Source organism: Polaribacter sp. HA6-7 (assembly GCF_055693625.1).
Genome location: NZ_CM146338.1, coordinates 2,996,334 through 3,015,472, shown reverse-complemented (window position 1 = coordinate 3,015,472; position 19,139 = coordinate 2,996,334). Strand labels below are relative to the sequence as shown.

At 31.5% G+C, this 19,139-nt stretch carries 18 protein-coding genes and 4 pseudogenes; 21 read left to right on the top strand and 1 reads right to left on the bottom strand.

Features of this window, described 5'->3' with window-relative positions; translation table 11 throughout:
• Positions 1 to 10 precede the first annotated feature (10 nt).
• The 10 genes and pseudogenes from ACZ1HD_RS16845 (at position 11) to ACZ1HD_RS16800 (ending at position 9,038) form a co-directional block, all read left to right on the top strand.
• Entirely contained in the window at positions 11 to 388 is a 378-nt protein-coding gene (locus ACZ1HD_RS16845) for a cupin domain-containing protein (protein ID WP_077810519.1), read from the top strand.
• 257 nt (positions 389 to 645) lie between these two features.
• Positions 646 to 1,095, top strand: coding sequence for a carboxypeptidase-like regulatory domain-containing protein (locus ACZ1HD_RS16840; protein WP_472688114.1), 450 nt, complete (start codon positions 646 to 648; stop codon positions 1,093 to 1,095).
• A gap of 2 nt (positions 1,096 to 1,097) precedes the next feature.
• Positions 1,098 to 1,229: pseudogene (locus tag ACZ1HD_RS16835) on the top strand (hypothetical protein); the annotation flags it as partial.
• Between the two features lie 89 nt (positions 1,230 to 1,318).
• On the top strand, positions 1,319 to 3,721 hold the full coding sequence (locus tag ACZ1HD_RS16830) for a SusC/RagA family TonB-linked outer membrane protein (RefSeq protein WP_472688113.1): 2,403 nt from the start codon (positions 1,319 to 1,321) through the stop codon (positions 3,719 to 3,721).
• 6 nt (positions 3,722 to 3,727) lie between these two features.
• Positions 3,728 to 3,955, top strand: a complete 228-nt coding sequence (locus ACZ1HD_RS16825) for a hypothetical protein (RefSeq protein ID WP_472688112.1) — start codon at positions 3,728 to 3,730, stop codon at positions 3,953 to 3,955.
• Between the two features lie 35 nt (positions 3,956 to 3,990).
• Complete coding sequence (locus ACZ1HD_RS16820) at positions 3,991 to 5,187, top strand: RagB/SusD family nutrient uptake outer membrane protein (RefSeq protein ID WP_472688111.1); 1,197 nt, start codon at positions 3,991 to 3,993, stop codon at positions 5,185 to 5,187.
• A 67-nt stretch (positions 5,188 to 5,254) separates the two neighbouring features.
• Complete coding sequence (locus ACZ1HD_RS16815) at positions 5,255 to 6,028, top strand: PKD domain-containing protein (protein ID WP_472688110.1); 774 nt, start codon at positions 5,255 to 5,257, stop codon at positions 6,026 to 6,028.
• Positions 6,029 to 6,232: 204 nt separating this feature from the next.
• Complete coding sequence (locus tag ACZ1HD_RS16810; protein ID WP_472688109.1) at positions 6,233 to 6,937, top strand: FadR/GntR family transcriptional regulator; 705 nt, start codon at positions 6,233 to 6,235, stop codon at positions 6,935 to 6,937.
• A 198-nt stretch (positions 6,938 to 7,135) separates the two neighbouring features.
• Positions 7,136 to 8,242 carry an MFS transporter gene (locus ACZ1HD_RS16805; protein ID WP_472689398.1) on the top strand — a complete coding sequence of 369 codons (1,107 nt, stop codon included), beginning with the start codon at positions 7,136 to 7,138 and terminating at the stop codon, positions 8,240 to 8,242.
• Between the two features lie 32 nt (positions 8,243 to 8,274).
• Positions 8,275 to 9,038: pseudogene (locus ACZ1HD_RS16800) on the top strand (SDR family NAD(P)-dependent oxidoreductase).
• Between the two features lie 56 nt (positions 9,039 to 9,094).
• On the opposite strand, the gene ACZ1HD_RS16795 reads toward ACZ1HD_RS16800, so the two are convergent.
• A complete protein-coding gene (locus ACZ1HD_RS16795; protein WP_472689397.1) occupies positions 9,095 to 10,096 on the bottom strand; it encodes a LacI family DNA-binding transcriptional regulator in 1,002 nt (333 codons plus the stop codon).
• A 176-nt stretch (positions 10,097 to 10,272) separates the two neighbouring features.
• On the opposite strand from ACZ1HD_RS16795, the pseudogene ACZ1HD_RS16790 reads away from it, so the two are divergent.
• The 11 genes and pseudogenes from ACZ1HD_RS16790 (at position 10,273) to ACZ1HD_RS16740 (ending at position 19,098) form a co-directional block, all read left to right on the top strand.
• A pseudogene (locus tag ACZ1HD_RS16790) lies at positions 10,273 to 11,317 on the top strand (PfkB family carbohydrate kinase).
• A gap of 83 nt (positions 11,318 to 11,400) precedes the next feature.
• On the top strand, positions 11,401 to 12,069 hold the full coding sequence (locus ACZ1HD_RS16785; protein ID WP_472688108.1) for a bifunctional 4-hydroxy-2-oxoglutarate aldolase/2-dehydro-3-deoxy-phosphogluconate aldolase: 669 nt from the start codon (positions 11,401 to 11,403) through the stop codon (positions 12,067 to 12,069).
• Between the two features lie 190 nt (positions 12,070 to 12,259).
• Entirely contained in the window at positions 12,260 to 12,514 is a 255-nt protein-coding gene (locus tag ACZ1HD_RS16780; protein ID WP_472688107.1) for an EamA family transporter, read from the top strand.
• On the top strand, positions 12,418 to 12,972 hold the full coding sequence (locus tag ACZ1HD_RS16775; RefSeq protein ID WP_472689396.1) for a DMT family transporter: 555 nt from the start codon (positions 12,418 to 12,420) through the stop codon (positions 12,970 to 12,972). Before ACZ1HD_RS16780 ends, ACZ1HD_RS16775 begins: the two co-directional genes overlap by 97 nt.
• A 265-nt stretch (positions 12,973 to 13,237) precedes the next feature.
• Complete coding sequence (locus tag ACZ1HD_RS16770) at positions 13,238 to 14,065, top strand: SDR family oxidoreductase (RefSeq protein ID WP_079737637.1); 828 nt, start codon at positions 13,238 to 13,240, stop codon at positions 14,063 to 14,065.
• A 31-nt stretch (positions 14,066 to 14,096) separates the two neighbouring features.
• Complete coding sequence (gene uxuA, locus ACZ1HD_RS16765; protein ID WP_472688106.1) at positions 14,097 to 15,284, top strand: mannonate dehydratase; 1,188 nt, start codon at positions 14,097 to 14,099, stop codon at positions 15,282 to 15,284.
• 26 nt (positions 15,285 to 15,310) lie between these two features.
• Positions 15,311 to 16,153: pseudogene (gene kduI, locus ACZ1HD_RS16760) on the top strand (5-dehydro-4-deoxy-D-glucuronate isomerase).
• Positions 16,154 to 16,157: 4 nt separating this feature from the next.
• On the top strand, positions 16,158 to 16,952 hold the full coding sequence (locus ACZ1HD_RS16755) for a gluconate 5-dehydrogenase (RefSeq protein WP_077810507.1): 795 nt from the start codon (positions 16,158 to 16,160) through the stop codon (positions 16,950 to 16,952).
• A 97-nt stretch (positions 16,953 to 17,049) separates the two neighbouring features.
• Positions 17,050 to 17,838, top strand: coding sequence for a DUF4861 family protein (locus ACZ1HD_RS16750; protein WP_472688105.1), 789 nt, complete (start codon positions 17,050 to 17,052; stop codon positions 17,836 to 17,838).
• On the top strand, positions 17,835 to 18,110 hold the full coding sequence (locus ACZ1HD_RS16745; RefSeq protein WP_472689395.1) for a DUF4861 family protein: 276 nt from the start codon (positions 17,835 to 17,837) through the stop codon (positions 18,108 to 18,110). The genes ACZ1HD_RS16750 and ACZ1HD_RS16745 overlap by 4 nt, the downstream gene beginning before the upstream one ends.
• Before the next feature lie 64 nt (positions 18,111 to 18,174).
• Positions 18,175 to 19,098: a TRAP transporter substrate-binding protein gene (locus ACZ1HD_RS16740; protein ID WP_472688104.1), complete on the top strand. Its 924-nt coding sequence runs from the start codon at positions 18,175 to 18,177 to the stop codon at positions 19,096 to 19,098.
• Positions 19,099 to 19,139 lie beyond the last annotated feature (41 nt).

Sequence of the window (19,139 nt, the reverse complement as noted above, 5' to 3'; positions counted from 1 at the left end):
ACAAATAAAAATGAAAAGATTTAGCGAAAAGTACATCGTAGCAAAAGACATGGAGTGGGAAAAACTTGGTGGTGGAGTTTCTAGAAAATTTTTAGGTTACGATAATCAAATTATGATGGTAAGTGTGAAGTTTGAAAAAGGAGCTTTAGGTGCGCCACACCAACATTTTCATACACAAGCTACATATTGTGTGTCGGGAAAGTTCGAATTTGAAATTGATGGTGTAAAGCAAATAGTTGAAGCTGGAGATGGTGTTTACATTGAGCCAAATTTATTACATAGTGCAGTTTGTTTAGAAGAAGGACAGTTAATTGATACGTTTAGTCCTGTTAGAGAAGACTTCTTAACAGGTGATGGTCCTTCATACTTTAGTGATAAAGAATCCTAAATAGATAAAAAACAGCCCTAAATATTGAGGTTTTTGTGAAATTTTTAACAAAATTTTGTTTAATTCAAAAAATAGGGTATATTTGGTAAACCAATTTGGTAAACCAATTTGGTAAACCAAGAATATTTCTTTTGGAAATTCTGTAATAATTTTCAAGTTTTAATGATTAGATATAGCAGTATTTATTCTTAAAATGTATTACCAAAACCTCTAAAAGAAATATTTAATTAAACAAATTAATTCAAATACAATTAACTATGAACTTAAAAATTAAGTTAGTATTTATTGCAATGCTTTTACTAAGTGCGGTTAACTATGCGCAACAGAGTGTTACAGTAAAAGGAAATGTTACGTCCAAAACAGATGGCGAGCCAATTCTTGGTGCCAACATTATTGTTCTCGGGACTACAACAGGAACAAGTACCGATTTTGATGGAAACTATCAAGTTAAAGTGAAAAGCGGAGATGTAATTCAATTCTCTTATTTAGGGTTTGTTACAAAGAAAGTAACTTTCACAGATCAAAAAACAATTAATGTACAATTAGTAGAAGATGCAAGTACATTAGATGAAATTGTAGTTGTAGGTTATGGTACGCAAAGAAAAAGTCATTTAACAGGTGCTATTTCTAAAGTGAAAAATGAAAAATTAGATCAGATTGCAGTTTCTAGGGTAGATGATGCTTTAGTTGGGCAAGTTTCGGTGTAAATATTCAGGCTACAGAAGGAGAAGCAGGTTCTGCGCCAACAATTAGAATTAGAGGTACGGGTTCTATTACTGGTAATTCAGGTCCTTTAGTAGTAGTAGATGGTATTGTAGTAGATTCAGATTTCTTAGGATCTATGGATATGAATGATGTAGAATCTTTTGAGGTGTTAAAAGATGCAGCTTCGGTGCAATTTATGGTTCTAGAGGTGGTAACGGTGTTATAATGATTACTACAAAAAGTGGTAAATCTGGTAAAACAAAATACTCTTACAGTACTTTTACTGGTTATAAAACAGCTAGACAAAGTGATGCTTACTACAGTTCTGTAACAGGTAATGCTCAAGAAGAATTAAACTATACTTATGGTTTAACAGATAAAACTAAATACAAGTTATTATTAGGTAACCAAACTAATTGGCAAGATGTTATTTTTGATGGTGGTTCTATTACAAACCATGCGTTTAGTGTTCGTGGTGGAAACGACAGATTAAAATTTAGTGTTGCTTTAAATTACTTGCATGATGAAGGTGTTCTTTTAACAGATGATTACAAGAAATATAACTTTAATGGTAAAATTGAATATGATGTAACTAAAAAATTAACTGTAGGTGCTCGTTTTAATCCTTCTTATAATGAAAGAAGAAGATTCGATGGTTCTACACACGATATTTTAAGACAACCATCTTGGTTACCAGTATATTTAGATGAAGATAACATTCAGTTTGTTAACAGATTTAGAGATAATGGTAAATACGCAGATGCTCAAGTTGGTGATTATGCAATACAACGTATGTTTGATGATTACGATTTAGTTGCAGGTGCTCCAAGTACTGGTAGTGGTACAGATATTAGTAATACTTCTAATACAAACCCAGCAGCAAAAATTTTAGAAAGAGACAGAAGAGATTTTAAATTAAAATTATTCGGAAGTTTATATGCTAAATATAAAATTAATGATGATTTAAACTTTAGAACAGCAGTTTCTGGAGATTATTCAAGAACAAGACAATCTAGATATCAAGGTGTAGAATCTAATAGAAACGGTGCAAGTGCATCTAGATTAGATAGCACAATGATTAAGTCTTATCATATTGTTGTAGATAATATTTTATCTTACAATAAAGATATTGGTAAACACACAGTAGGTGCGGTTGCTGGTATTACTGCAGAAAAAACAAAGTTAGATTTCGAAAGTGTACAAGGTTCTGTTTTTGAAGATGATACTAGACCTTATATTAATGCTGCTGCAAGTATAACTGATAGAAATCAATATGAATATGAAAACACATTATTATCTTTCTTTACAAGAGTAAATTATGTTTTTGATGATAGATATTTAGCTTCTGCAAGTTTTAGAAGAGATGGTAGTTCTGTTTTTGGACCAAACAATAAGTACGGTAACTTCGTAGCATTATCTGGTGGTTGGAATGTACATAATGAAGAGTTTTTACAAGATAGTAAAATTGTAAATAGATTAAAATTAAGAGTTAGTTACGGTGTAACTGGTAATAACGATTTTAGAACAGGTAACCGTTTAGTAGATAACTATCCTTATTTAGCTATTTTAGATGATACTACAACTGGTGTTTCTCAAGGAAATGCATCTTTAGTTGTAAATCCTTTAAACATTGCAAACCCGGATTTAAAGTGGGAAAGACAAATCGAATTTAACCCAGGTGTAGATTTTAGTTTATTTAATAATTTTCTTACAGGTTCTGTAGATTATTATTCAAGAACATCAGATCAGTTATTATTATACAACCCAATATCTTCAACTACAGGTTTTACTAATGCATTAGTTAACTTAGGTGAAGTAGAAAATAGTGGTATCGAAGTTGAGTTAAGAACTAGAAATATTTCTAAAGAAAACTTTAAATGGTCTTCTACATTTTTAGGTTCTAAAAACAAAAATACTTTAAATGATTTTGCAGATTCTAATGGGCAAATTCAAAATGTAGATGGTAAAAGAGCTGCAGAATGGATTAATTTAGAAGGAAACCCAATTTCATCTTTTTATGGATGGGTAGTAGAAAGAGATATTCCTAGAGAATTCTTAAGCAATCCTTTTCATCCAATTGGTGCAGAAGCGCAAGATGTTTACGTAAAAGATTTAAACGGAGATGGTTTAATTGATGATGATGATAAGACAATCTTAGGTAATCCTTATCCAGATTTTGTATGGAGTTTATCTAACGAGTTTAAAGTAGGAGCTGTAGATTTTAGCTTTATGTTTCAAGGAAGTCATGGTGCAGAAATTAGAAACATGGGAGATCAATATATCTTAAATCACTTTAACAGTGGTCAAGACTTTATCTCTACTACACCAAACCAAGGGTTTATTAAGCAAAAAATATTTACAAATGATATTATTCAAGATGCTTCTTATATCGCTTTAAGAAATGTAAACATTGGTTATACTTTTAACAGAAGTATTTTAGATAAAATTAAAATGTCTAAGATGAGAGTTTACCTATCTGGTCAAAACCTTATGTACTTAACTGCAAGCGATTATACAGGTTTCAATCCAGAGTCTATAAACACTACAAGTGCAACAACTTATGGTTACCAAAGAGCAGGTTCGCCAGTGTTTAGTACTGTTACTTTAGGTTTAAATGTAGAGTTTTAAGAAACAATGAATTTTAAAAAAGATAATATTATGAAACAAATTAAATTTTTAATTGTACTTGTAGTAGCTGTATTTGTTTCTTCATGTGAAGACACATTTTTAACACCAGACTTAAAAACAGGTATTAGTGCAGAAGCATACTTTACTACAGAAGCAGAAGTAGAAGCAGCTGTAATAAATATGTACGATGGTATACAAGGTTTTAACGCCTTAAAAGACACAGGTTCGGTTTAAACCATGGAGTTCAAGTAGAGTTCTATGTAACAGAAATGAGAAGTGATAATACAAGAACTAAGAGTCAAGAAGGAGATGCGGCTCAATTTGAATTCTATACAATAGAATCTACAAACGGTATTGTAGCAGATTATTATAGAAGTTACTATAACGTAATTTATAGAGCTAACTTAGTATTAGAAAACTTAGAAGCTGCTGGTGCCTCTAGCGCACAGTTCGAAGCAGAAGCTAAATTTGTAAGAGGTTATGCTTACTTTAACTTAGTACGTTTATTTGGAGACATTCCATTAATCGATAAAGTAATTGCACCTTTAGATTTAGAAACTTCTTTTACAAGAGTAGCACAAAGCAATATCTACGATTTAATTGTAAGTGATTTAGAATCTGCAGTAGCAAATTTAGATGATACTTTTAAAGATAGAGCATCTAAAGCAGGTGCAGAAGGTTTGTTAGCTAAAGTATACTTAACTTTAGGTAGATATGGTGAAGCACAAAGCTTATTAGAATCTATCATGAATCCATCTAGAGGATTTGGTTTAGAATCAGACTTTAAAGATGTATTTTATAACGAAGGAAATAAAGAAACTATTTTTTCTATAGGTTTCTTACCAGGTTCTAATGATGACAGTCAGAATTTTTCTGCAGAATGGTTAAATGCCGTAGGTAGAACAAGTGGTGTAAACTATGTTACTTTAGATGCAAAGGCAGCTTTAGACGCATTGGGTGGTGATAGAACAGCGTTATCTTATAGAGAAGATTCTGGTCAGGCAGGACAATACCAAGTAGTAAAATATTTACCAAACGGAGATGATAGTTTAGGAATTCCTGTAACTTCAGAAGATCCTACATCAGCAGGAAACGATTGGATTGTGTTAAGATATGCAGATGTTTTATTAATGCATGTTGAAGCTATAATGGCTGGATCTTCAGAAACATCTTCTCAAGAAGCAAAAGATTCTTTTAATGCAGTTAGAGCAAGAGCTAATATGCCAACAATTGATGCATCTACTCCGATTACTAAACAAGATTTATTAGACGAAAGAAGAGTAGAGTTAGCTTTTGAAAATCACAGATTTTTTGATTTAGTAAGAATGGGAGAAGCACAAAATGTGTTAAGTTCTTTCTCTAATGCTTATGGATTAGGTTTTACAGGTACAGATTTATTATTACCAATTCCTCAAGTAGAAATTGGTTTAAGCAACGGTCTTTTATCTCAGAATCCTGGATATTAATTTTAAAATTTAAAAAGAAATAATCATGATTAGATTAAACAATAAAAAATACAAATTTACTAACGTAATGAGTTTACTCATTATGTTAGTATCATCAATAGCTTTTATATCTTGTGAAGAAAATGAATTACCAGAAACAGGTTCTATTCCAGATTTAACACCTCCTTCTGCTAACTTTTCTTATGTAGCTTCTACAGGAGATTTTAAAACAATTTTATTTACAAATTTATCTGAAAGTTCTTCAGATTTTACATGGAGTTTTGGTGATGGAGGAACATCAACAGAAGCAAACCCAGAATATACTTATGCTGCCGGAGAAGGAACTTATTCAGTTAAGTTAATTTCTAAAGATGGAAACGATTTAACAGACGAAATTATATTAGATGTAGATGTAGTTGATGTTTTAGTTCCTGTTTTTGAGTGTCCAAGTTTCGAGTGTGATGATAGATCTGTTTGGGGAGGTGGTAATGCATCTAGTCCATATTCAGGTTCTGGTTCTCCAACTCCTGCGGATGGTACAACTGGTGCTAAAATTAGTGCAAATTCTACATCTAAGTTTTTAGATCAAACAATTTTAGTTTCTGCAAATACTAGTTACGTAGTTTCATTTTGGTACGTTAGTAAATCTTCCGGTACACACGCTGGTAAATTATTAATTGAAGACAAAGATGATAATACAGCATTTATAAACGAGAATGTTCCTTTAAGTGCTAACTCTTCTACTTACGAGCCAATTTCTTATACTTTTACAACAGGTGCAACTACAGAAAATCTTAGATTTTTTATGGCAGCAGGTGATGTAGAAACTAGATTTGATTTAGTAGAAATTAAGAAAAATTAAAGATTAAAAAAGTAAAACGAATTCACCTTTTTTAAGGTGAATTCGTTAACAATAAATAGTAATTTAAAAGATGTAATAGTATTGAAAGTATTGAAGTTGATTCTTTCATATAGATGTAACTTAATATGTTTGGTAGTGTAGTAAGTTTTTATATATTTATACCACTTAATTGGTTAACCAGTTTTTTAATTTAAATCATAGAATATGAAATTAGAAGTACTTACTAAAAACGAAAACAAAAAGGTCGAAAATTTTATAATAAAAGGTATTAGAGACCTTATAAATTATAAGAATTTAGAACCTGGAGATAAGTTGCCTTCAGAAAGAATGCTTTCAGAAAAGTTTGAAGTAAGTAGAAGTAACGTAAGAGAAGCAATTCAAAAATTAGAATTCTATGGGTTATTAAAATCTAGACCTCAAAGCGGTACGTTTGTAGCAAACATTGGCGTTACAGCGATGAACGGTATGATAGAAGACATAACTCGTTTAGATGAGCCAGACTTCAAATCTTTAGTAGAAACTAGAATTTTGTTAGAATTAAAAACTGTAAAGTTAGCAGCATTAAGAAGAACTGAAGAAGATCTTCAAAAAATGGAGCAAGCTTTACAAGCATACAAAGAAAAAGTTTTAAATGGTGAAGATGCTGTACAAGAAGATTTGTTATTTCATTTAGCAATTGCAAAAGCAAGTGGTAACAGTACCATGAATACTTTTATGTTAATTATTACACCAGAAATTATTACAAAATTTGAAAAATACCATGTTTGTGATTCAGATTTATCTCAAAGAGGTATAGCAGATCACCAAGCAATATTTGATGCTATTAAAAGTGAAGATCCGCAATTAGCAAAACAAAAAATGAAGGATCATTTTAAAGAACTCTATGTGTATTGTTACAATATAGAATAACTAAATAATATTACAATGAAAATAAAAGGCTTACGATGGTGGATTATTACACTTATTTTTATAGCAACTGTTATTAATTATATAGATAGAACTGCGTTTGCTCTTTTATGGCCGAGAAATGGGTGAAGACCTTGGCATGGATAAAGAGGATTATGCCATAATGTTAAATATTTTTATGGCCTGTTATGCTGTAGGTAAATTTGCTTCGGTAAATTATACGATAAAATAGGTACTCGCCTTGGTTTTACAGTTTCTATTATAGTTTGGTCTGTGGCTTCTGCTTTTCATGCCTTTGCTAGAGGTATAATTACATTATCTATATTTAGAGGTCTTTTAGGTTTAGGTGAGGCTGGTAATTGGCCAGGTGCCGTTAAAAGTAACGGAGAATGGTTTCCTATTAAAGAAAGAGCAACAGCACAAGGGATTTTTAATGCTGGTGCGTCTATAGGAAATGTTATTGCACCTTTTGTAATTGTTTTTCTTTATACAAGATTCGGCTGGAAAACAACATATATAATTTTAGGAGCAGTAGGTATGTTGTGGGTAATTCCGTGGTTATTTTTAAATAAATCGACTCGAGAAAAGCATCCTTGGGTTACACAAGAAGAAAGAGATTTAATTGTTTCTGATAGAATTGATGACGTAGAAATCGCAAATACAAAAACAGAAAAAAGCTTATCCGTAGGTAAAATTTTAAGTTTTAAACAATCTTGGGGTGTTTTACTTTGTAGATTCTTTATAGAGCCAATTTGGTGGTTTTTTGCAGGTTGGATGCCAATTTATCTAAATGATAAATTTGATTTAAGTATAGAACAAATCGCTAATACTATGTGGATTTCTTACTTAATGGCAGCAGCAGGTAGTATTATTGGCGGACTTTTTACAGGAGAATTAATAAAAAAATATACAGTTGATACAGCTAGAAAAATAACAATCTCTTTAGGAGGATTATTAATTCTAATAGCATTTGTAAGCATTATTACTTTGGTTAAAGAAGGTGATTTTATGATGTTCATATATTTTGCAGGTTTAGCATTATTTGGGTTTCAATTTGCAATAGGAAATATTCAAACAATTTCTAGTGACTTATTAAGAGGGTCATCTGTAGGTACATTAGCTGGTTTAGCAGGTACAGTTGCAGCAGTATCTCCAATGATCATGAACTGGTTTGTTGGTCAAATTACAACGAATTCATACACGCCAGCATTTATAGCAATTTGTGTTTCTGTAGTTCTAGGTGTATTATCAATTTTCTTCTTTATAAAAAAGATAGAACCTGTAGAGAGGAATGTTTCTAAAATTTAAATAAACAATAACAAAAATTAAACAATTATAAAATGAGTAAAATAGAAGGAAAAGTAGCGGTAATCACAGGTGCTACAGGAGGAATTGGTTTCGAAGTAGCAAAAAGATTAGGGCAAGATGGCTTTACTGTTATTTTAAACGGAATTGATGATGAAGCTGGTGCACAAAGATTAAAAGAATTATCTGATGCAGGAATCAATGCAGAATATTATGGTTTTGATGTAACTGATGAAAATGCAGTAACTTCTAATATTGTTGCAATAGGAGAAAAGTATGGTAAAATTGATGTACTTGTAAATAATGCAGGTGGTCTTGGTGGTAGATCTCGTTTCGAAGAAATGACTACAGAGTTTTATAAGTTTGTAATGGCTTTAAACTTAGATTCTACTTTTTATGCTTCTAGAGCAGCTATACCTTTCTTAAAGAAAAGTGATTATGCATCTATTATTAACTATACGTCTAATGCAGGTTGGAATGCCGGTGGACCAGGAGCAGGTATTTACGGTACTTCTAAAGCAGGTGTACACGCAATAACAAGAGCTTTAGCAAAAGATTTAGCAGAATATGGTATTAGAGTAAATGCAGTTTCTCCAGGAACTATAGATACTCCTTTTCACGCACAAATTAAATCAACAAAACCGAAGTTTTTGCTTCTTGGGCAAACAATATTATGTTAGGTAGATTAGGGCAACCAGAAGATGTTGCCGGTGTTGTATCTTTCTTAGCAGGTAAAGATTCAGCTTTCTTAACAGCAGAAACTATTCAAGTTGGTGGTGGACAAGCTTTAGGAATTTAAGAAATTATTTTTTTGAATTTGAGTTTAAACCTCTCTAAAATTTATTTTAGGGAGGTTTATACTTTATTAGAAGATTTTCTTATAATTAATTCTGCATCAAGAATTTGCTTTCTTAATTCTTGTTTAATCGTTTTTTTATGAGTGTAGTTTAGAAAAGTTTCTGCAGCTAATTTACCTATTTGTTCACTGTGTTGGTTAACACTTGTTATGCTAGGTGTAACCATGTCTGTAAAAGGTTCATTTCCAAAACCAACCAATGCAATTTCTTCTGGCATTTTAATACCTTGTTCATTTAATACTTGTAATGCACCCAAAGCGGCATAATCACCAGCAACATAAACTGCATCTGGTCTATTTTTTAATTTTAAGAGTTCTTGCATTTTCTCTCTTCCATTTTCAATAGAGAGATTCGTTTCAATCAACAACTCATCATCCAAAGGTAAATTGTGTTTTTTTAATGCATCAATATAACCTCTAATTCTGTTGTTATAAATTCTTGTTCTTTTGTAACCACCTATATGCGCAATTCTTTTGCATCCTTGTGCTAACAAGTGTTCTACTATTACATGGCTACTATTATAATCATCAATACCAATATAATCTACATTTAAATCGTTCTCACCTCTATCAAACAATATTAATGGTATTCCTTTAGATTTAATCTTTTCATAATACTGTAAGTCTACAGTTTCATTGGCCATAGAAGCAATAATACCATCTACTTGTGTAAAAAGAAGTGTATCTATACTATCACATTCTTTTTTATAAGATTCGTTAGATTGGGTTATTATTATATTATAGCCTTTACTGTTTAAAACATGTTCTATATTTTGAATAACAGAAGAGAAAAAATTACTATTTGTTCTAGGTACAATAACGCCAACCAAATTTGATTTACCGCTTCTTAATGCACTTGCCAAATGATTTGGTTGATAATTTAAATTTTCGGCAACTTGTCTTACTGCCTTTTTAGTTTTTTCGCTAATTCTAGAATCGTTATGTAGTGCTTTAGAAACTGCTGCTGCAGAGATATTAAGCACGTTAGCAATATCTTTTATAGTAGTTTTCTTTTTTTATTCAAATTTTATCTATATTTGCTTAAACGTTTAAGCAAATATAGAGCGATAATATTAATAATCAAAATAGACTATTAGCAGTCTCTATTTTGATTTTATTTTAAAAGATTGGTTAAACGTTTAAGCAATTAACAATTAAATAAAAAATTACAGTAAAAATGGGCAAGGTAGTAACTTTCGGAGAAATTATGTTAAGATTGGCTCCACAAGGGTTTTTAAGATTTTCACAAGCAAATAATTTTGATGTTGTTTATGGAGGTGGTGAGTCTAACGTAGCAGTTTCTTTAGCAAACTATGGTGTAGATGTAGATTTTGTAACTCGTTTACCAAAAAATGATATTGGTGAGTGTGCAATGATGGAGATGAGAAAACGTGGTGTAAATGTTGATAAAATAGTTTGGGGTGGAGACCGTTTAGGAATTTACTTTTTAGAAACAGGTGCAGTATCAAGAGGATCTAAAGTAGTTTATGATAGAGCACATTCTGCTATTGCAGAAATAGAATCTGGTATGATCGATTGGGATGCTGTTTTTGATGGTGTAGAGTGGTTTCATTGGACAGGTATTACACCAGCAATTTCGCAAGGTTCTGCAGATGTTTGTTTAGAAGCTGTAAAAGCTGCAAGCGCTAAAGGAATTACGATTTCTACAGATTTAAATTACAGAGCAAAACTTTGGAAATTTTGTGATGATGCACATAGAGAAAAAATTATGACAGAGTTAACTTCTTACTGTGATATAGTTTTAGGAAATGAAGAAGATGCAGAAATGCATTTTGGTATTAAGCCGAAGGAATCTCTGTACAAACAGAAGGACATAACGTAAAAGCAGAAGCTTTTTTATCTGTATGTGAGCAAATGATGGAAAAGTTTCCAAGAGCTAAAAAAGTAATTACAACTTTAAGAGGTTCAATTTCTGCATCTCATAATACATGGGCAGGAGTTTTATATGATGGTAAAACATTATACCAAACACGTCAATACCAAATTACAGATATAGTAGATAGAGTTGGTGGTGGAGATTCATTTATGGGGGGTTAATCTACGGATTATTAAAATATCCAGAAGATGATCAAAATGCATTAGATTTTGCCGTTGCAGCTTCTTGTTTAAAGCATACAATTAAAGGAGATGCTAACTTAGCAACAGTTGCCGAAGTAGAAAAATTAATGGGTGGTGATGCATCTGGTAGAGTAGCTAGATAAAAATTAGTATTATTATTTGAATTTAATTGAGTTCTTGAGATAGTAGTTTTAGGAACTCAATTTTAATTAAAAAAAGAAATAAAATGGCACAATATACAAGATTGGAAGTGGCACAAGTAATGAAAGATACAGGTATGGTTCCTTTATTTTTTCATAATGACATAGAAGTAAGTAAAAAAGTTTTAAAAGCTTGTTATAATGGTGGTGCTCGATTAATGGAGTTTACTGCTAGAGGAGATTTTGCACATGAAGTTTTTGGTGAACTTACAAAATATGCAATAAAAGAATTACCAGGAATGATTATGGGAGTAGGTTCTGTTACCGATGGTGCAGCAGCTTCTTTATACATGTCTTTGGGTGCAAACTTTATTGTAACACCGGTTTTAAGAGAAGACATTGCAATTGCTTGTAATAGAAAGAAAGTATTATGGTCTCCTGGTTGTGGTACATTATCAGAAATTGCTAAAGCAGAAGAATTAGGTTGCGAAATAGTAAAATTGTTTCCAGGTGATATCTACGGACCTCAATTTGTTAAAGGTATTAAAGGGCCACAACCTTGGACGAGCGTTATGCCAACAGGTGGAGTGTCTCCAACAAAAGAAAATTTAGAAGGATGGTTTAATGCAGGTGTAACTTGTGTTGGTATGGGTTCTAAATTAATGGCAAAAGATGCAGATGGGAATTTTGATTATGAAAAAATAGAAAGTAAAACAAAAGGAGCCTTAGATATTATTAAAGAACTAAGAAAATAATAGTATTTTTAATCTTTTAAATATAAACCCTTCAATATTTAAAATTGAAGGGTTCTTTTTTTATGAAAAATAACTCAGCAATTTCTTATATGATATTTAGTGTTATTGCATTTGCAATAATGAATGCTATTATAAAATATCTTACAATATTTAATGTATATCAGGTAGTTTTTTTAGATCAATAGGTACATTGTGTTTTACAATACCTTTAATTTTAAAACAGAAAACATCATTTTTAGGAAATAATAAAAAATTGTTATTCTTAAGAGCTTTTTTTGGTGTTATTTCTATTACTTGTTTTTTTCAATCATTAAATTATTTAGCCGTTGGTACTGCCGTTTCTTTAAGATATACATCGCCAATTTTTGCTGCAATATTTGCTGCAATATTTTTAAAAGAAAAAGTAAAAAAATACAATGGTTACTGTTTTTTATTGCGTTTTTAGGAGTATTAATTATAAAAGGATTTGGTGTAGATGTAAATACAATTGGGTTATTATTAATTATAACATCAGCTATATTTTTAGGTTTAATTTTTGTAATAATTCGTAAAATAGGTAATTCAGAAAACCCTTTAGTAATTATAAATTATTTTATGATTTTGGCCTTTGTATTTGGAGGTGTCATGTCTATTGATAATTGGATTATGCCAAATAATTTACAGTGGCTTTTATTACTTAGTTCGGGTGTTTTTGGTTATATCGGACAACTGTATATGACCAAAGCTTTTCAGTCTAACGAAACAAACCTTGTAGCGCCTTTAAAATATTTAGAGGTAATAGCAATGATAGTTATTGGTAGTATATGGTTTGATGAAGTTTACAATTTATGGTCTTTGCTAGGAGTCTTTTTAATATTAGTAGGCCTCATTTATAATATTTATCTAAAGAGAAAAATTTCATAAAAAAACCTCAACTTTTAAAGTTGAGGTTTTTTTTGCTTAAAGTTTAATGACTAAGTTATCTTAAAAAAAGAATAAAAACTTTTTATTTTTAGTTTATGGGTTTGGTTTATAGTTTTTTATTTAGTTGGTTTTCTTATTGATATTTCTTCTAAAAATAATTAAAATAAGATAAAAGAACCAATACAAGATAGTACAGGATATACTAATTATCTTACTTAATTAACTTTACTTAATTAAAATAATTCATTAAAAGATTTACTTATAAATGAGCAAAATAATTGTATTAACCGGAGCAGGAGGTGTTCTTTGTAGCACAATGGCAAAAGCACTTGCAAAGCAAGGAAATAAAATAGCTGTATTAGATTTAAGGGAAGAAGCAGCAAATAAAGTTGCTAAAGAAATTGAAGATGCTGGTGGCGAGGCAATAGGTGTTTCAGCTAACGTGTTAGAAAAAGATTCTTTACAAAAAGCTAAAGAAGTAATAAACAACACTTTTGGTAAAGTAGATATTTTAGTAAATGGGGCAGGAGGTAACCATCCTTTAGGAACAACATCTAACCCGTTTTTTGCAATGGAAGATTTAGAAAATACAGTTGAAGGTTTTAAATCTTTTTTTGATTTAGATCCAAAAGGTATTGAATTTACATTCAATTTAAATTTCTTAGGAACATTAATACCTACTCAGGTTTTTGCTGTAGATATGGTTGGTAGAACAGGTTGTTCTGTGTTAAATATTTCTTCAATGAATGCTTATACACCTTTAACAAAAATACCAGCATATAGTGGTGCAAAGGCGGCTATTTCTAATTTTACACAATGGTTGGCGGTACATTTTTCTAAAGTAGGTGTTCGTGTAAATGCTTTGGCTCCGGGGTTTTTCTTAACAGATCAAAATCGTGCTTTATTAACAAATGAAGACGGTAGCTTAACCAAAAGAGGGCAACAAATTATAGATCAAACTCCTATGGAACGTTATGGTAAGCCGGAAGATTTAATTAGCACAACTTTATATTTATGTGACGATGCTTCTTCTTTTGTTACCGGAATTGTAATTCCTATTGATGGAGGTTTTTCTGCATATAGTGGAGTTTAACAAACTACAATTTAACTTTTATAAATAACAAATGATTCAAAATTTAGAACAAACTTGGCGATGGTATGGGCCCAACGATCCGGTTTCTTTATCAGACATAAAACAATCAGGAGCAACAGGGATTGTTTCTGCACTGCATCACATTCCGAATGGAGAAGTTTGGAAAGTTGATGAAATTATTAAAAGAAAACAAGCAATAGAAAATGTTGGTTTAACTTGGTCTGTGGTAGAATCTGTACCCATTCACGAAAACATTAAAACCAAATCCGGTGATTATCAAAAATATATAGAAAACTACAAACAAACACTTTTAAATTTAGGGGTTTGTGGTATTGATATCGTTTGTTATAACTTTATGCCAGTATTAGACTGGACGCGTACCAATTTAGATTACGAAGTATCTGATCAATCTACAGCATTACGTTTTGAAGCTGCTGCTTTTGCTGCTTTCGAATTGTATTTATTAAAAAGACCAGGTGCAGAAAATGAATATTCTGATGCTCAAAAGCAAAAAGCGGCTAAGTTTATCAAAAATTCATCAGAAGAAGAACAAACAAAACTAATCAGAAATATTATTGCTGGTTTACCAGGTGCTGAAGAAGGATATTCTTTAGAAGAGTTTAATCAAATTTTAGCAACCTATAAAAATATTGGTCCAAAAGAATTGAAAGCGAATTTATTCTCGTTTTTATCAGAAATTATTCCAGCAGCAGAACAAGCAGGCGTGTTAATGTGTATTCACCCAGATGATCCACCATTTCCAATTTTAGGTTTACCAAGAGTCGTTTCAACAGAACAAGATATCGAAGATATATATAATGCCGTACAATCACCAAATAACGGATTGACATTTTGTACAGGTTCTTTTGGTGTTAGAGATGATAATGATTTAGCAGGTATGGTAGAGCGTTTAGGAGATCGAATTCACTTTATTCATTTACGCGCAACAAAACGAGATGCAGAAGGTAATTTTCATGAAGCAGATCATTTAGAAGGAGATGTAGATATGTATGCTGTTATGAAAGCGTTGATTTTAGAGCAACAAAAAAGAATTACAGCAGGAAGAGAAGACTTAAGAATGCCTTTTAGACCAGATCATGGTCATAAAATGTTAGATGATTTAAAAAAGAAAACCAATCCTGGGTATTCAGGTATCGGTCGTTTACGAGGTTTGGCTGAATTAAGAGGCTTAGAACTAGGTATTAGACGTTCGTTATAAAATTTAAGTACAATTAAAAAAATAAAATGGCAACAACTTTCGAAACAAGATATGCTTCGAGTCCGCAAGCAGTAAAAAAATACGATACACAAGAATTAAGAGATGAATTTTTAGTTCCAGCATTTAATGCAACCAGGTAAGGTTAAATGGGTTTACACTCATTACGATCGTTATATGGCAGGTGGTGCGGTACCTACAGATTCAAATTTAAAGTTAAAAACTATCGATCCATTAAAATCAGAGTTTTTTTAGAGCGTAGAGAAATAGGTATAATTAATGTAGGTGGAGACGGAATTATTTATGTAGATGGCGAAACATATAAACTTAGCCATAAAGATGCATTATATATTGGTTCTAAAGTAAGAGATGTAGTTTTTAAAAGTGTAGACGCTAAAAACCCTGCTAAATTTTACATGAACTCAGCACCAGCACACACATCATTCCCTACTGTACAGGTTACTAAAAAGGATGCGAATAAAATTGAATTGGGTAGTTTAGAAACAGCAAATCACAGAACAGTAAACCAAATGATTATTGGGGGAATTGTAAAAACGTGTCAACTTCAAATGGGAATGACAGAATTAAAAAAAGGTTCTGTTTGGAATACAATGCCAGCTCATGTTCACGATAGAAGAATGGAAATCTATTATTACATGGATATAATGGAAGAGCAAGCGGTTTGTCATTTTATGGGAGAACCACAAGAAACACGTCATATTTGGATGCAAAATCACGAAGCAGTAATTTCTCCGCCTTGGTCTATTCACTCAGGTTCTGGTACTTCTAATTATACTTTTATTTGGGGTATGGCAGGAGAAAATCTTGATTACAATGATATGGATGTTGCAAAAATTACAGATTTAAGATAATAATATGTCTCAAACATTATTTGATATAACAGGAAAAGTAGCTTTAGTTACAGGATCTACTCATGGATTGGGAATGTCTATGGCTATGGGATTGGGTAAAGCAGGAGCTACAATTGTTGTAAACGGAAATTCATCACAAGAAAAAATAGACAAGGCAGTTGCATTGTACAAAGCAGAAGGTATAAACGCTGTTGGTTATAAATTTAATGTTGCTGATGAAGCTCAAGTCATAGAAAGCATCAACAAAATTGAAGCTGAAGTTGGTAGCATAGATATTTTGGTAAACAATGCAGGAATCATTAAAAGAACGCCTCTTGCAGAAATGGAAGTTGAAGACTTTAAGCAAGTTATAGATATTGATTTAGTGAGTCCTTTTATTGTTTCTAAACACGTTATCAAAGGAATGATGAAGCGTAAAGCAGGAAAAATTATCAACATTTGTTCTATGATGAGCGAATTAGGTAGAAATACTGTTGGAGCGTATGCTGCTGCAAAAGGTGGTTTGGTAATGCTAACCAAGAATATGGCTACAGAATGGGCACGTTTTGGTGTTCAAGTAAACGGAATTGGACCTGGATATTTTGCAACTTCTCAAACAGCACCTATTCGTGTTGACGGTCATCCTTTTAACGACTTTATTGTAAACAGAACACCTGCAAAAAAATGGGGAGATCCTAATGATTTAGCAGGAGCAGCAGTGTTCTTGTCTTCAAAAGCAAGTGACTTTGTAAATGGTCATATTTTGTATGTTGATGGCGGAATTTTAGCAACGATAGGTAAACCATCAAATGAAGAATAACCTTATTCTACAAGGTTTTAACGCCTTGTGGATATTTTAATATATAGTATGAAACGAATAATTATTTGCTGTTTTCTAGCGAGTATTTTTAGCAATTGTGAAAAAAACAGAACTAATTTCTACAATCGAAGTAAAAAATACTTTAAATATTGATAGAGAATTTGAAACTGTAGAAATTGATATTTCTGAAATTGCACAAGAAAAAGTTGCCGATTTGATTGTTTTAGATGAAGAAAACACACAATTAACATCGCAAATAGTAGACACAGATTTAGACGGTATAAATGATGTTATTTTGTTTCAACCATCAATTAAAGCAAATGCTACAAAAACATATACGTTATCAATTTCTGATAAAAAACAAGACTCAGTAATTAATTACTGCTATTCACGTTTTGTACCAGAGAGAACAGATGATTATACTTGGGAAAACAATAGAGTTGCTTTTAGAACTTTTGGGCCAGTAGCACAAAAAATGGTAGAAGATGGTGTAAAAGGAGGTACATTGTCTAGCGGAATTGATGCTTGGTTAAAACGTGTAGAATATCCTATTATTAATACTTGGTATAAAAGGAATGATGTTAAAAAAGGTGCATATCATAAAGATCACGGGGAAGGTTTAGATAATTTTCATGTAGGTGTAAGCAGAGGTATTGGTGGTACTGCTGTAAAGGTAGATACTTCTTACTATTTTTCAAAAAACTTTACTTCATATAAAACAATTACAACTGGTCCTTTAAGAACAAGTTTTGTGTTAACCTATGCAACTTGGAATGCTAACGGAAAACAAATTGATGAAACCAAACACATTTCTTTAGATTATGGTCAAAACTTAACACGTTTTGAAATTGATGTGAAAGGAACTGAAACCATTTCTTCGGAATAACATTACACAATAAAAAAGGCGTTACAAATCAAAATGATGCAAACTTTTGGGTTAGCCATTGGGAAGCTTTAGATGATTCTGAAGTAGGAACAGGAATTGTAACGACAAAAACTTATTTCTCAGATTCAGAGAAATATGTTACTTCAAAAAAAGATGAAAGCAATCATTTTCTACATTTAAATGTTGTTGATGGAAAAGTAATTTTTTACAGTGGTTTTGGATGGAAAAAAGCAAACAATTTTCTACGAAAGAAGATTGGGAAAACTATTTGACTGATTATTCAAAAAAATAAACACTCCGCTACTGGTAACTACTAATTCATTTTAAACATTCATAATGAGGAAACAACACTTCTTTCAATTCATATTTTTTTTGACTTTAACGATACTTTTTTTAGGTTGTAAATCAGAAAGATCTTCAAAAACATTAAGATTAGGACATACTTTAGATGTGCAGCATCCTGTGCATAAAGCTATGGTAATTTTCGGCGAAGAATTAGATAAACTATCTAACGGAAAAATTAAGGTAAACATCTATCCTAGTGGGCAATTAGGAGGAGAAAGAGAGTGTTTAGAACTGTTGCAAATAGGTAGTTTAGATATTACTAAAGTATCTGCAGCTGTTCTAGAAAACTTTATTCCAGAATATAAAGTATTTAGTATTCCTTATATGTTTAGAGATAAAGCACATACGTTTAGTGTTTTTGATAGCGAAATTGGTGAAAATTTATTGCTTAAAGGAGAAAGGTTTAGATTACGTGGTTTAACCTTTTATGATGCTGGAAGTAGAAGCTTCTATATGAAAGAAGCACCAGTAAAAATGCCTGTAGACTTAAATGGTAAAAAAATTAGAGTCCAAAAAAGTAATATGGCAGTTGCTATGATAAATGATTTAGGAGGTTCGCCTACACCTATTTCATGGGGAGAATTATACACAGCATTGCAGCAAGGAGTTGTAGATGGTGCTGAAAATAATCCACCTAGTTTTTATACTTCTAAACATTACGAGGTTTGTAAGTTTTATTCTTTAGATGAGCATACATCTGTACCAGATGTGTTATTAATTGGTACAGATACTTGGAAACGCTTAAGCAATCAAGAAAAAGAGTGGGTTAGTAAGGCAATTAAGGTTAGCACTATAGCTCAAAGAAAATTATGGGCAGCATCAGAAAAAGAATCTTTAGCTGCTGTAAAAGCTGCTGGCGTGCAGATTTTTTACCCGAAAAAAAGCCTTTCGAAGAGCAAACTAAGGGGATTTTGAGCTTATTTGATGAAAATAAAGAAATGAAAACATTAATAAGT